This is a genomic window from Lysinibacillus sp. 10T31 (assembly GCF_056394365.1).
On the sequence record NZ_JBFTHS010000002.1, the window covers coordinates 135,202 to 150,134 of the forward strand.

Annotated in this window: 14 protein-coding genes; 1 reads left to right on the forward strand and 13 read right to left on the reverse strand. The window is 38.1% G+C overall.

Features of this window, described 5'->3' with window-relative positions; translation table 11 throughout:
* The 6 genes from fliH to flgB all read right to left on the reverse strand — a co-directional run bounded on the left by fliH (window position 1) and on the right by flgB (window position 4,941).
* Window positions 1-789, reverse strand: coding sequence for a flagellar assembly protein FliH (fliH, locus tag AC1DCY_RS01925; protein WP_477346965.1), 789 nt, complete (start codon window positions 787-789; stop codon window positions 1-3).
* Complete coding sequence (gene fliG, locus AC1DCY_RS01930) at window positions 782-1,795, reverse strand: flagellar motor switch protein FliG (protein WP_477346966.1); 1,014 nt, start codon at window positions 1,793-1,795, stop codon at window positions 782-784. The genes fliH and fliG overlap by 8 nt, the downstream gene beginning before the upstream one ends.
* Before the next feature lie 15 nt (window positions 1,796-1,810).
* Window positions 1,811-3,403 carry a flagellar basal-body MS-ring/collar protein FliF gene (fliF, locus tag AC1DCY_RS01935; protein ID WP_477346968.1) on the reverse strand — a complete coding sequence of 531 codons (1,593 nt, stop codon included), beginning with the start codon at window positions 3,401-3,403 and terminating at the stop codon, window positions 1,811-1,813.
* A gap of 351 nt (window positions 3,404-3,754) precedes the next feature.
* The gene (gene fliE, locus AC1DCY_RS01940; RefSeq protein WP_132357443.1) at window positions 3,755-4,060 is read right to left on the reverse strand and encodes a flagellar hook-basal body complex protein FliE; all 306 of its coding nucleotides are present in this window, start codon (window positions 4,058-4,060) and stop codon (window positions 3,755-3,757) included.
* Window positions 4,061-4,083: 23 nt separating this feature from the next.
* Complete coding sequence (flgC, locus tag AC1DCY_RS01945; protein ID WP_477346970.1) at window positions 4,084-4,545, reverse strand: flagellar basal body rod protein FlgC; 462 nt, start codon at window positions 4,543-4,545, stop codon at window positions 4,084-4,086.
* A gap of 3 nt (window positions 4,546-4,548) precedes the next feature.
* Window positions 4,549-4,941, reverse strand: coding sequence for a flagellar basal body rod protein FlgB (gene flgB, locus AC1DCY_RS01950; RefSeq protein ID WP_477346971.1), 393 nt, complete (start codon window positions 4,939-4,941; stop codon window positions 4,549-4,551).
* Between the two features lie 736 nt (window positions 4,942-5,677).
* On the opposite strand from flgB, the gene AC1DCY_RS01955 reads away from it, so the two are divergent.
* A complete protein-coding gene (locus AC1DCY_RS01955; protein ID WP_477346972.1) occupies window positions 5,678-5,917 on the forward strand; it encodes a hypothetical protein in 240 nt (79 codons plus the stop codon).
* Window positions 5,918-6,082: 165 nt separating this feature from the next.
* Here the strand turns inward: AC1DCY_RS01955 and codY are convergent, their stop codons facing one another.
* From codY to dprA, 7 genes are all read right to left on the reverse strand, one after another.
* Window positions 6,083-6,862 (reverse strand): GTP-sensing pleiotropic transcriptional regulator CodY, encoded by a 780-nt coding sequence (gene codY, locus AC1DCY_RS01960; protein ID WP_477346973.1) that lies wholly within the window; start codon window positions 6,860-6,862, stop codon window positions 6,083-6,085.
* 87 nt (window positions 6,863-6,949) lie between these two features.
* Window positions 6,950-8,347 (reverse strand): ATP-dependent protease ATPase subunit HslU, encoded by a 1,398-nt coding sequence (gene hslU / locus AC1DCY_RS01965; protein WP_477346974.1) that lies wholly within the window; start codon window positions 8,345-8,347, stop codon window positions 6,950-6,952.
* Window positions 8,347-8,892, reverse strand: coding sequence for an ATP-dependent protease subunit HslV (gene hslV / locus AC1DCY_RS01970; protein WP_249073140.1), 546 nt, complete (start codon window positions 8,890-8,892; stop codon window positions 8,347-8,349). The genes hslU and hslV overlap by 1 nt, the downstream gene beginning before the upstream one ends.
* 20 nt (window positions 8,893-8,912) lie before the next feature.
* On the reverse strand, window positions 8,913-9,812 hold the full coding sequence (gene xerC / locus AC1DCY_RS01975) for a tyrosine recombinase XerC (protein ID WP_477346977.1): 900 nt from the start codon (window positions 9,810-9,812) through the stop codon (window positions 8,913-8,915).
* Between the two features lie 427 nt (window positions 9,813-10,239).
* Window positions 10,240-11,553, reverse strand: a complete 1,314-nt coding sequence (gene trmFO, locus AC1DCY_RS01980; RefSeq protein ID WP_477346979.1) for an FADH(2)-oxidizing methylenetetrahydrofolate--tRNA-(uracil(54)-C(5))-methyltransferase TrmFO — start codon at window positions 11,551-11,553, stop codon at window positions 10,240-10,242.
* A gap of 18 nt (window positions 11,554-11,571) precedes the next feature.
* Window positions 11,572-13,650, reverse strand: coding sequence for a type I DNA topoisomerase (gene topA, locus AC1DCY_RS01985; protein WP_477346981.1), 2,079 nt, complete (start codon window positions 13,648-13,650; stop codon window positions 11,572-11,574).
* A 91-nt stretch (window positions 13,651-13,741) separates the two neighbouring features.
* The gene (dprA, locus tag AC1DCY_RS01990) at window positions 13,742-14,638 is read right to left on the reverse strand and encodes a DNA-processing protein DprA (RefSeq protein WP_477346982.1); all 897 of its coding nucleotides are present in this window, start codon (window positions 14,636-14,638) and stop codon (window positions 13,742-13,744) included.
* Between the last annotated feature and the right edge of the window lie 295 nt (window positions 14,639-14,933).

The window sequence follows — 14,933 nt, forward strand, 5'->3', positions numbered from 1 at the left end:
TCATTCCTTACTTTCTAATATTTCATGTAGCTTCAATCTTAGTTCGTTCAATTGCTCGTCAATACTTACAACAATACGGCCATGATTTGTTTCAATATAACAATCTGTTTCATTATCTAACTCCTCATTTACAAAAATCATAAATGGTACGTCAGTCGGGAACATTTCAGCTAGTTCATCCCGATTAGCAGTAATTAATGCATAGTAGGTAGGAGAAACGTAAATTTTTATTTCTTTCATTTCTCTCGCTTCTTTAAGTCCTCTATGAACGATTGAAACAAATAATTCGTTGTCTCGCTCTAAAGATGCATTAATAATTCGCTCTGCTGCAGTTAAGCCTAGCTCTAAAATAACCGATTCTTGATCTTCAATATATTTTCGAGCATTTTCCCTCGCATGAATGATTATTTCATTGGCCGTTTGGAGAGATTGTGCCATCGCTTCATTAGCTTTGTTTATTCCATCCTCATAGCCTTGACCAAATCCTTCATCATAAGCTTCTTGCACACGATTAGGTCGTTCTTCTTCCCAACCTTGCTTTAAATGATCAATTTCCTGAAAGAACATTTGCTTCTCTTGTTCAAAAGCCTCACGTTCAGCCTGTAGAGTTGCTCTAGCCTCTGCAAGTAAACGATCGCGCTCTTCTAGCACTTCTTCCATAGAAATTTGTTTTTGAGGTGGGATTTCTCCATTTTCTACCTCATGTAACTCAAACATGTCACGAATTTGAATCTCTTTGACATGATCGTCATTGGACTGTGTGTATACAGAACGGATGATTCTAGACAATGACGTCATCTCCTCCACCACGTGCAATAATAATCTCACCAGCATCCTCTAAGCGACGAATAACCGCAACAATTCGAGATTGCGCTTCCTCTACATCACGTAAACGTACAGGTCCCATAATTTCCATTTCTTCCTTAAATGTTTCAGCCATACGTTGTGACATATTACGGAAAATAATATCTTTTACTTCTTCACTTGAAACTTTCATTGAAAGCAGTAAGTCTTCATTTTCACAATCACGAATAACACGTTGAATCGAGCGATTGTCAAGCGTAACAATATCCTCGAATACAAACATACGTTTTTTGATTTCTTCTGCAAGCTCTGGATCTTGAATTTCGAGTGCATCGAGAATCGTTTTTTCCGTTTGTCGGTCTACACCATTTAACACTTCAACAACTGCATCAACGCCACCCGTTTCCGTGTAATCCTGTGTAACAGTTGATGATAATTTACGCTCTAAAACAGATTCAATTTCACTAATAACTTCTGGTGATGTCGATTCCATTACGGCTATACGTTTAGCAATATCAGCTTGTACTTCCTGAGGTAATGAAGATAAAATAACACCCGCTTGCCCTGCCTCTAAATAAGAGAGAATAAGGGCAATTGTTTGTGGATGTTCATTTTGAATAAAGTTAAAAATTTGTGATGGATCAGCTCTACGTGCAAAGTCAAAGGGACGCACTTGTAAAGAAGATGTTAGACGATTAATAATTGTTTGTGCCTGTTCTACACCAAGCGCTTTCTCCAATACTGTCTTCGCGTACCCAATGCCACCTTGTGTAATATAATCTTGCGCAAGTGCAATATTGTGGAATTCTTCAATAATTTCCTCTTTAACATTTGCTTCAACTTTTTTAACGCTTGAAATCTCTAATGTTAAACGTTCAATTTCCTCTTCTGTTAAATGTTTATAGACAGAAGCTGAAACCTCAGGCCCTAATGAAATTAACAAGAGAGCAGCCTTTTGTTTTCCGGTTAATTCTTTATCTTTCTTGGACACAGTCGAACCTCCTAGTTAGTCTTCCGCAATCCAACTACGCAGTAACTTCGCAAAATCGTCTGGCTTATCTTTTGCCATTTTTTCAAGCTGCTTACGACGCATTGTAGCTTCCGTTTCAATTTCTTCATTAATATCTTCAATCATTAATTCTTCTTGTTCATCTAGGATACTAAGTTCTTCTTCTTCCTGCGCACGTTTACGTGAACGGATAATGAAGAATGCAAGCAATAATATTACAGCTAGTAATATGCCGCCGATTACCCAAACCCACCATGGAATAACAGATTTTTCGTTAGCTGTCTCTGTCGCTTTACCATTTAAAGGATGCACTGATACAGCTACTTTTTCATCGATTTGCTGTTGAGTGAGTTCAGCTGCTACATCTTTAGAAATCGTCGTACGAACAATAGTACTTAAAATTTTCTGGATATCCTCTTGAACCCCATTTGGTAACGTTCCCGCGTCAGTGGCTGTCGGTGGTTCAACAATTACTTGGATACCCATATCTTGAATTTTATATGGTGCCTCTTGAATTTCTTTGTTTATACGGTTTACTTCATTATTAATTGTCTCTTCAGTTTTTTCGTAATCCCCATTACCATTTACACCTTCGTTATACGTTGTAAAGTTATCTGTCGTCGTTTCAGCTTCAGGTGTACCAGTAGCTGCAGCTCCTGTACCAGAATATTGCTCTGAAATACGTTGAGCACTTATAGCTATTCCAGCCATATTCTCTACGTCAACCGGCGTAACTAGTTTTTCTTCACGATTTTCTTTTTTGAAATCGATGTCTGTTGTCACAGAAACTACTACTTTGTCTTGTCCCATAAGTGTACCTAGCATACTTTGAACTTGTCGTTGTAGGTCACGCTCAATCAATTTCTTCGCTTGTAACTGACCTTCTGCTGTCGTTGTTGAAGTTCCATCAGTAGTCGCAGCATGCAGATCAAAGTAATCAGAAAATTGGTTAGAAATAACAATATTATCTGTCTTTAAATTTGGAACACTTTTTGCTACCAAATTGTACATAGTGGCAATTTGTTGCTCTGTAAATTTATAGCCAGGATCAGTATTCAAAACAATAGATGCTGTCGCTTCATCTTTAACGTCCTTTAAGAAAACGCCCTCTTCTGGAACGTTGATCATTACCTTTGCATCTTTTACACCGTCTAGATTTTTAATGAGCTTTGCAACTTCTGTTTCAGTTGCTGCTTTTTTTAATAGATTAAACTCATTATCTGTCATACCAAACCCAGAACTATTGGCAAATGAGTAATCAATCGATCCTGTTTGTGGATATCCTTCCGATGCCAATTGCACTAGCAATGAATCTACTTGATCTTCAGGTACTAAAATCGATGTCCCTCCTGGTGCAATTTCATATTTTACACCTTGAGTGTCTAACGCTTCCTTCACTTGACCGATTTCTCTTGTCGATAAATCTTTATAAAGTGGTACATATGTAGTTTTTGTTGCAAAAAGTGTAATAACGGTAGCAAGTACTATAACCCCTACTACTGAACCTAGCATTACAAATTTTTGTTTTTTACTACGACTTGTCCAAAATTGGCTGGTGTCGTTTTTTATTTTCGTCAATCGTTCATTCATTATGATCCTCCGGTTATAGTGAATAACCTATCCATCTAATAATTCGCGAAAACAGTGGTATCCCATAATATTCAATCAATATCATCACCATAACGGGTTGATTTCCGATTCGATTAGTCTTTTTCCAAGGAGCGTCCGATGAGCCACTTGTGGCAATCAGGATGTTGGTCAAGGCATTATCTCAAGACTTGATGCTTTTAACCTTCGCCACTTCTGTCTCCAAGAAATTATCTGTAACGTAATCCTTAAGGAGTCGTCAATCCTCTACATCAATCATTCATTTAAAAAAGTATAAATTATGGGATATATTCTTTACTTCAATAGTGAATGTAATCACTTGTTCAAATAAAGTTAGACACTCATTCGCATTATTTCTTGGTAAGCTTCAATCACCTTATTGCGAACTTCAATTGTTGCATTTAATGTAATGCTCGCTTTTTGTGATGCAATCATCACTTCGTGCAACTCTACATCTCCTCCATTAATTAACTTTTGAGTAAGATTGTCAGAAGTAATTTGTTGATCATTTACTTTCGATATTGCTTCTTTTAACGAGTTCGCAAAGCTCTGTTGTGCTTCATAAGGTGTCGTTTTAAGTTTATTTGTTTCATTTACAACCTGCGTAGGTGTCATTTGTGAAACGGACGAAATTGTCATTATGTATCTTCCTTTCTTCTTATTTATCTTCCAATCTCTAAAGCCTTTGTCAGCATGGATTTATTTGCATTCAATACAGTTACGTTTGCCTCGTAGGAACGAGTAGCTGACATTAAATCTACCATTTCTTTTAATGGATCTACATTTGGCATATTTACATAGCCATCTGCATTTGCATCGGGATGAGTTGGATCATACACAAGTTTGAAAGGTGTTTCTGTATCCTCTTTTATTTGTGTAACTTTTACGCCGTTTCCAACGCCGCTTTTTGCGTCTTTACCAAGTGCTACATTAAAGAACTTTGAAAACTGTCCCTCTTGCGCTGTAAGTGTCACAGACTTCCGGCGATATGGTTCCCACTGCCCATTCACTTGTTTAGATCGCGTTGAATCCATGTTTGACATATTTGAAGAAATGACATCCATTCGTAAACGCTGTGCTGTTAAAGCTGAGGCAGTGGTATTCATTCCATGAAAAATAGACATCTATTACTTACCTCCTTTTATTACAGTATTTAGAGTATTTAACTTACCGTTCATACGTTCAATTAATGCGTTGTAATAAATTTGATTTTCCGCTAGTTTCGCCTGTTCAGCATCCATATCTACGCCATTACCGTTATTTCGATAACGTAAGCCATCAACATTATTCACACCAGGTGTTGATTGTCGAATCTCGAAATCATAATGTCTATTATCAGTACGGTATGCCGAAATTGATATTTGTTGTTCTTTCTCCAACATATCTTTAAAACTTACACTTTTCGCCTTATAGTTCGGCGTATCGACATTCGCAATGTTATTAGCGATTGTTTTATGATTCAAAGTTGCATAGGAAAGTCCATTTTCCAGGCTACTAATAGTTCCTCCAAACAAATCCAAAACATTCACCTCATTTATGTATTTCATTTTTTATCCAATATCACAATTGTAATTAAGATGATACGTAGTGTCTATTGTCTTTTGTCACTTTCTGATAGTAAATACGACCTATTTTTATTCACAAATAACCAGGACAATACTTCCGCACCCCTTGCTACGACTGGCCTCACGGAACACGACACGCATATAGTCAATTTACACTATTTAGACAGTGTTTACGGTTTTATGATTGATTTACTCCCTTTTTTTAACAAAATAACGGTAGACACAATGTCTAAATTAGAGTTCCTTTTTACTATTTAAGTCCAAGTTGGAAATATTGCTTAAAATTCAGAATAGTGATTCCATACTGTCTTATAAGTAACCATTGGAGCATTTGTTTTTTTCATTTATGCAAAAAGTAGTGCGAATTCAAAAAATCAAATTTAGGGAGAAAGCAATGATAATTGCGTCTACGAGGGTCGAAAACTTACCTATAGGAGATGAGGAAAAGGATTAAAACATAGATTATTCCTCCCCCCTATTTAGTACTATAGCATAGTTCGACTTAATTAGAGCATTATAAAACAGCTGAAAATTTCGTCGAATCCTTGTCGAATTACGAAAAAGTTCAAAAATGCATCTGGAGCGCAATTATTCCAGATGCCTTCATGTTAACTATGAAATTTAGGTGTCATAATCAATTATGCCTCGACATAATTGCATCCAGATCGGAAAGGAGGCTTTGGGCCAACAAATGTTTTTTGCGCGAAAGCGAAGCGGCAGTAGTAGTTGTTTTTTGTGCGACCGTAGTGTTAACTCAGTGGCAGCAGCAAGATGTTTTTTGTGCGAATGCAAAGCGACAGCAGCAGCGTGTTTTATCTGCGCGAATGCAAAACAACAGCAGCAGCGTGTTTTATCTGCGCGAATGCAAAGCGACAGCAGCAGCGGAGGAAGGGGCTTGGCGCTCGCCATAGGAAAGTTTGAACGCCGCTGAAAAGTGACTTAAAACCGCATTCATCTCACCATCTATAGGGGTGGGAGACTCCTGTACCCGTCGCTTTGCTTTCGCTATATAAAACACTTTGCTAAAAAAAGTAAAAAGGCATCTGGAAAAATTTATTCCAGATGCCTTACACCGTTCCCAAAGGACGGTTTTTTATTATTTCATTTTAATTTCAGCTAATGCATTTAAGAATTTATCGTTTAGTACTTTAATGTAAGTACCTTTCATACCTAGAGAGCGAGATTCGATTACACCTGCAGATTCTAGTTTACGTAATGCGTTTACGATTACTGAACGTGTAATGCCAACTCGGTCTGCAATTTTTGAAGCAACAAGTAAGCCTTCATGGCCGTCAAGCTCTTCAAAGATATGTTCAATAGCCTCTAACTCACTGTATGAAAGGGAATTAATTGCCATTTGTACAACAGCTTTGCTACGAGCTTCCTCTTCAATTTCTTCAGATTTTTCACGTAAGATTTCCATACCAACTACTGTTGCACCATACTCAGCTAAAATTAAATCATCATCCTCGAATTGTGAAGATAAACGAGCAAGAATTAATGTACCTAGACGCTCACCACCACCAACAATCGGAACAATCGTTGTTAAAGCATTTTGGAAAAGCTCTTTGTTTTCAACTGGGAAAGCAGTATGTTCGTCATGAATATCTAAGTTTGAAGATGTTTCAGAAATTGTAAACAAGCTATGTGTATATACTTCTGGGAATTGACGCTCTTCGAACATTTTTTTCATACGTTCGTTTTCAATTTGTTGGTGAATTGAAATGCCTAAAAGCTTCCCTTTACGGCTTACAATATAAACATTACTGTCTATAATATCTCCTAATGTATCTGCCATTTCTTTAAAGTTTACCGGCTTACCAGCAGATGCTTGGAGCATCGAGTTAATTTTACGTGTTTTTTCTAATAAATTCATTATATGTTCCTCCTATAAATAGTCCGAAGAGTATTTACTTAATATTCTAAAGTTTTTTACAACTGAATGAAACTATTCAGCCTTATCTTACAATATAAACTGTGACAAATCTTTGTTTTTTACTATACCCGCAAGTTTTTGATCTACATATGCAGCATTGATCGGAATATTGGCAGGCGCAATTTCTGCAGCTTCAAACGATAATTCTTCCAATAAACGTTCTAAAATTGTGTGTAAACGTCGTGCTCCAATATTATCAGTCTCTTGATTGACCTCGGTTGCAATTTCTGCAATTCGTTCAATCGCGTCTTCCGTAAAGTTTATTTCCACGCCTTCTGTTTCTAATAATGCCTTATATTGCAAAACAAGTGATTGGTCTGGTTCTTTCAAAATACGTACAAAATCTTGTTTCGTTAGTTTTTCAAGCTCTACTCGAATCGGGAATCGACCTTGCAATTCAGGAATTAGATCTGATGGCTTTGACATATGAAATGCTCCGGCAGCAACGAACAACATAAAGTCTGTTTTTACAGAACCGTACTTCGTCGTTACAGTAGAACCTTCAACGATTGGAAGAATATCACGTTGCACACCCTCACGAGATACATTCGCAGAGGAGTTACTATCCTTACTAGCGATTTTATCAATTTCATCAATAAAAATAATACCTGACTGTTCAGCTCTCGAAATAGCTTCTTGAGCAACTTCATCTGCATCTATGAGCTTATTCGCTTCCTCGATTGTTAAAATACGGCGCGCATCTTTCACTTGTACACGGCGTTTCTTCTGCTTTTTAGGCATCAAACTAGATAACATATCCTGCATGCCACTGTTTGAAGACATATCCATACCCGTTCCTTGTAACGCATCAAAAATAGAAGGATTTTGTTCAGTTACTTCAACTGTAACCCATTCATTTTCTAATTTACCATTACGTAAATCGATAGCGATTTGCGCACGTTTGGAGCGTACTTCAGTTTCTTCAGAGGAATCATCATTGGTCTGCTGTTCTTTCCCACCAAATAACATTTCAAATGGATTTTGCATTGACTGTTTTTTTCGTAAAGAAGGAACCAATAACTTAACGATGGCTTCGTTTGCTAATTCTTCTGCTTGGTCCTTCACGGACTCCATCATTTCTTCTTTCACAAGACGATGAGAGGCTTCTACTACATCACGTACCATTGACTCGACGTCGCGCCCAACATACCCTACTTCTGTAAACTTTGTTGCTTCTACCTTCACAAATGGTGCATTCGTTAACTTTGCAATTCTTCGTGCAATTTCTGTTTTTCCGACACCCGTAGGTCCAATCATCAAAATATTTTTTGGAATTACCTCAGCCTTCATCTCATCACTTAATAGTGAGCGACGATATCGATTACGAAGTGCAATAGCTACCGCTCGCTTCGCTTCATTTTGTCCAACGATATAACGATCCAAATGTTCAGTAATTTGTCTTGGCGTTAAATTATTTTTTGTCATTAGTTAAGCGCCTCCACGATAATATTATGATTCGTAAACACACAGATTTCAGCAGCGGTTTCTAATGCCGCTTCTGCAATTTCGCGAGCAGACATTGTATCACCCGCATATTTTTTCAGAGCACGACCTGCTGATAATGCATAGTTACCCCCAGAACCAATTGCCAAAACTCCATCATCCGGTTCAATTACTTCTCCCGTACCCGAAACAAGAAGGAGCGTACTTTTATCCATTACAAGTAGCATGGCCTCTAATTGACGTAGCATTTTATCACCGCGCCATTGCTTAGCTACTTCAACCGCTGCACGTTGTAAGTTGCCATTGTATTCATTTAACTTTCCTTCAAACATCTCAAAAAGTGTAAATGCATCGGCAACCGATCCGGCAAATCCTGCAAGTACCTGCCCATTAAACAGACGTCTGACCTTCCTTGCCGTTCCCTTCATCACAACCGCATTCCCTAGGGTTACTTGACCATCACCTGCCATAGCGCAAGCTCCATTATGATGAACTGCAAATATCGTTGTCGCATGTAATTGTCCCATTTGCCTTCCTCCTTAGCTTATTATGCCCTTGGATGAGCATTCATATAGGTTTGACGAAGATGCTCTTTTGTTACATGTGTATAAACTTGTGTAGAAGTTAAATGTGCGTGGCCTAATAACTCCTGCACCGTACGTAAATCTGCGCCATTATTCAATAAATGTGTGGCAAAAGTATGGCGAAGCATATGTGGATATATTTTCGTATGGAGCGAGGCCTTGTCAATCATTTCTGTTAAAATATGACGTACACCTCGAGGAGTAAGTTCCCCACCGCGCATGTTGACAAACAATTGCTGATGATTTGTGTTTTTCATCAATCGTGGACGAGCTTGTTCTATGTAATCCTGCATAGCTAAACTCGCAAATTGCCCGAATGGAATAATACGTTCTTTTCGCCCTTTTCCCATTACCCTAATAATCGAATAATGGAAATCAACATCTTTTACCTGAATAGAGGTTAGCTCACTTACACGAATACCTGTCGCATATAACAGCTCTAATATAGCTGTATTTCTTAATGATTTCAAATCATCGCCAACATTCGCATCAAAAAGCTGCTTCAACTCTTCTTCGTAGAAAAAACTAGGTAAGCGTGATTCTTTTTTTGGATGATAAAGTGATCGAAATGCCCCATCATCTAATCCGTACTGTCTATTTAGAAAGCGATAGAAGGAGCGTATTGAGGAGATTTTCCTTGATACCGATGATCTTGCTCTCTTTTCATCGTACAACTTCGTCACATAAAGACGTGCATGTATATACTCAACACTAGCTAAATCATTTACGCCCTCCGCCTGTAAAAACGCTAAAAAATCTAGTAGATCCGATTCATACTCTCGCACTGTATGAACAGAGAAGTTTTTTTCAATTTGGATATAAAGCATAAACTGCTCAAGTGCATCTTGGGACGAAACTAACATTAAAAGATTCACCACCAACGAATTATTATAAACCTTCTTAAATTACAGCTCATTACCATAACGTGGGGTTGGTTTCCGTTCCGGCTGGTCGCTTTCCCGGAGGCGTCCAGTCGGAACGGAAACCAACTTATATACATAGCAATGTATCAATGCCATCCCTAACGTTCGGTGATGAACCCAAATACTTACAACTTGCTATTAAAGAATGTACAATTTCGTTTATCTCTTTAGTTTGTCACTTTGGGTATCGTTAATGTAGAAAACATACATATTGACACTATACCTATCTTCATCATATAGCAAGTGGAAATGTTTATATTTTGAGAAAATCTCCATACAAAATAATAAAATACGTGTAAATTAGCATTTTACCTACAAAAAAGAAAAAGCCTCTAAGAGTATATCAACTTTTAGAGGCTTTTTGCAATCAAATTGTTTGTGAATTCACAAAATTACGAATTGTGCTTATTGCGCGTGTTGCATGCATCTCTGCACGCTCTGGTTTTGAACGACGTCCTGGTGGTAGTTCAGGGAATATTCCGAAGTTGACGTTCATTGGCTGGAAGTTTTTCGATTGTGCTTCTGTTATATAACGCGCCATACTTCCTAACGCCGTTTCGAATGGGAAGATAAGTTGTTCTTGTCCTAATGCTAATCGAGCTGCATTTATTCCAGCAATTAATCCACTACCTGCAGATTCAACATATCCTTCGACACCTGTCATTTGACCAGCAAAGAAAATATTTTTTCGCTCGCGAAGCTGATACGTTTTCTCTAGAACCTTTGGTGAATTAATGAACGTATTTCTATGCATAACTCCATAACGAACGATTTCAACATTCTCTAATCCCGGAATTAATTGCAATACTTCTTTCTGTGGTCCCCATTTTAAATGAGTTTGGAAGCCAACGATATTGTAAAGAGTTCCTGCTGCATCATCTTGACGTAATTGAACAACAGCATAAGGTCGTTTCCCTGTTTTTGGATCTTCAAGACCTACTGGCTTCATCGGTCCAAATAACATTGTTTTCTCCCCACGTGAAGCCATTACTTCGATAGGCATACAGCCTTCAAAGTAAATTTCCTTTTCAAATTCTTTTAATGGCACAACCTCTGCTTCGATTAACGCTTGACGGAAACGATCAAATTCTTCCTTTGTCATAGGACAGTTTAAATAAGCTGCTTCCCCTTTATCGTAACGAGATTTTAAATAAACTTTTTCCATATCGATGCTGTCTTTTTCAATAATTGGTGCTGCTGCATCATAGAAATATAGATAATCTAAACCTGTTAAGCCCTGAATTTTTTCAGCTAAATCTTTCGATGTTAATGGCCCTGTGGCAATCACAGTAATGCCTTCTGGAATTTCAGTGACTTCTTCATGAATTACTTCCACAAGAGGATGATTTTTCACTGATTCTGTCACATAGCCCGCAAATTCATGACGATCCACTGCTAAGGCACCGCCTGCTGGTACTGAACATGCATCTGCTGCCTTCATAATAACAGAATCTAAAATACGCATTTCTTCTTTAATCACACCTACGGCATTTGTTAATCCATTTGCACGTAGTGAGTTCGAACAAACAAGCTCCGCAAATTTATCAGTATGGTGAGCTGGTGTTTGCTTTACCGGACGCATTTCATAAAGTTTAACTTTCACACCACGTTGAGCAATTTGCCAAGCGGCCTCACTGCCCGCAAGACCTGCGCCTATTACATTTACTACTTGTTCAGTCATGTTCTTACCATCTTTCTATCATTGAGTAGGTGTCTCTTCATAGTCACATTTCGTACACTGAATTTGCACACCTTTTTTAATTTTTTTCTCTACTAATAATGCACTACATTTTGGGCATGGTCTATTAATTGGCTTGTCCCAAGAAACAAATTCACACTCAGGATACTGATTGCAGCCATAGAATAAACGCTTTGTTTTACTCTTTCGTTCTACAATTTCGCCTGTTTCACAGGAAGGACATTTTACACCAATAGGTTTCATAATAGCTTTTGTATTGCGGCAATCTGGGAAGTTTGAACAAGCCATAAATTTCCCATATCGTCCAAGCTTAAAGACCATTGGAGATCCACAAAGCTCACAATCCTCGCCGGCAGGTTCATCTTTTATTACAACCTTTTCCATAGCCTCATCTGCATGTTTTACATGGACCTCAAAATCCTTATAAAACTCATGTACAACTTCTTTCCACTGACGATCGCCTTCTTCAATATGATCCAAATCTTGCTCCATTTGTGCTGTGAATTCGATATTTATGATATCAGGGAAAAACTCTAGTACGAGTTGGTGTACGATTTCTCCTAGCTCTGTCGGCATAAATCGTTTCGCATCCAATACGACATAACCACGGCGCTGAATTGTATCGAGGGTCGGTGCATATGTGGACGGGCGCCCTATACCTAGCTCTTCCATTGTCTTTACAAGACGCGCCTCTGAATAGCGTGGTGGTGGCTGTGTAAAATGTTGCTTTGGCTCAATTTCAAGAGATTTTACTTGATCGCCAACTTCCATTTCAGGTAGAAGCTTTGTTGTTTCTTCAGTTTGATCGTCTGTACCCTCTATATATAACTTCATAAAGCCGGCAAATTTAACTTGGGAACCATTTGCACGGAATAAAACATCCCCATTTTGAAGATCAACAGCAACTGTATCAAGTACAGCTGGCGCCATCTGACTCGCGATAAAGCGCTCCCAAATTAAACGATATAAACGCAATTGGTCACGACTAAGCACCGCTTTTAATTCATCTGGAGTTCGCATCGTGCTAGTTGGACGAATAGCCTCATGGGCATCTTGTGCATTCGATGCTTTTTTAGCCTGCTTCGATTCTGTGGAGATGAATTCTTTACCGTATTTGGATTCAATGTAGGCAATTGCCTCTGTTTTTGCTGTATCGGAAATACGTGTTGAATCGGTACGCATATAAGTGATTAAACCGACTGTCCCCTCTTTTTTACCAACATCAATACCTTCATATAATTGTTGCGCAAGCATCATGGTTTTCTTAGCACGGAAATTTAACTTACGTGCGGCCTCTTGCTGTAATGAAGATGTTGTAAAAGCAGGTGCTGCATTTCGTTTACGTTCTTTTTTAGATACATTGACAACTTCAAAACTTGTACCTTTAACATTTTTTAAAATAGATTTTACTTGTTCTTCATTTGTTAATTTTATTTTTTCTTTGCCATCACCATAATAAAGCGCATCGAACGTTTTCTTACCTTTTTCAAAAGAACCTTCAATTGTCCAATATTCTTCCGGTTGGAAGTTTTTAATTTCATTTTCACGATCAATAATCATACGTAGTGCTACAGATTGAACCCGTCCTGCTGATAATCCCTTTTTAACCTTTTTCCAAAGAATTGGACTAATGTTATAACCAACAAGTCTATCCAATATACGACGTGTTTGCTGTGCATCTACTAAATCCATATTAATAGGACGTGGATTTTTAAAAGATTCTACAATCGCATCCTTAGTAATTTCATTAAAAACGACACGACAATCTGAATGAATATCAATATTTAACGCAGTCGCAAGGTGCCAAGCAATCGCTTCTCCCTCGCGGTCTGGATCGGCCGCTAGAAAGACTTTCTTCACTTTTTTAGCCGCAGACTTTAAGTCCTGTAAAACAGGCCCTTTACCACGAATCGTAATATATTTAGGTTCATAATTATTTTCAGAACTAACGCCCATTTGGCTACGTGGTAAATCACGAACATGCCCGATAGACGCCTTTACTTTATATTTTTTCCCTAAATATCGTTCTATTGTTTTTGCTTTTGCTGGTGATTCTACAATCACTAAATAATCCGCCATCTATGTCTCCCCCTTAGAGAGGTCTATTGCTAATTTTTTAAGTTACCTGTTGCAAAATGTATAACAGATTTTAAGATAATGCAACTTTTTTTCAATTTTTGTTAGAAAAGAGAGTAAGTGTTTCAACGATTTCATGACCATTGCACACCGGAATAGCTCCTTCTAATAGTAGTTTATTTGTACCTTTTGATTGCTCCGCATTAATTGGACCCGGTACAACAAATACATCTTTTCCTTGCTCTAAAGCATATTCAGTTGTAATAAGTGTGCCACTTCTTAATGCTGCTTCGGTTACAACTAAAGCTTTGGACAATCCACTAATTATTCGGTTACGCATTGGAAAATGCCATTTTTCAGGCTTCATATATGGAGGATACTCTGTGACAAGTAACTGATGCTCCGCCATATGCTCAGCGAGAGACTGGTTTTCTTTAGGGTATATATAATCAAACCCGTGTCCAAGCACTGCAATTGTGGAACCCCCAACTTTTATGGTTGTCTCATGTGCGATCGTATCCGCCCCTCTTGCAAGCCCGCTTACGACAGTATATTCGTGTTCAACAAGAGGCGGGACGATTAGGTCCAACGCAGTCTTTGTATAAGCTGTAGCCTTTCTAGAGCCTATAATAGCTACTTGTTTTTCTTTCGTTAATAAAGAATACCGACCTTTCACATACAATACAGTAGGTGGACTGGATATTTCAAATAATTGCGCCGGGTAAAAAGGATGATGAAAAGGGATAGGGGAAATATTAGCCCGTTCATAAGCCTCCCTAAACGAAAATGTCATAATTTGTCGAAAACTCCGGGATATTTCCAAAGCTCTTTGGGATGATATTTGCAGTGCTTTGGCAATCTCGTTGGGGGGCGCTTCTTCAAAATAACTTAGTATATCCACCGGGGACAATAATTGCTGAAGTTTTTGAAGTGGTAAAGGGTATATATAATGTAAAGCTAGTAATCTCTGTGTATCGACTGAAAAAATCATTTAAAAACCTCCTTTTAATAGAAGAAATTAAATGACCGCATCTTTAATGACATAGCTTTTTTTAGAAAAGGTCTTTATCAATTATGCCTCGGCATAATTGCGTCTGGAATCGGCCGGAGGCTTTAACTTCTTTCAGCAGGTGTTTGGACATCCACTGAAAAGTAACTTAAATTCGCATTCATCTCACCATCTATAGAGCTGGGAGACATCTGTACCTGTCGCTACGCTTTCGGTATAGAAATAATTGCTGGAAGAAGTTAAACAGTAAGTAGGGAGTTAGCTATTTCATCTCTTG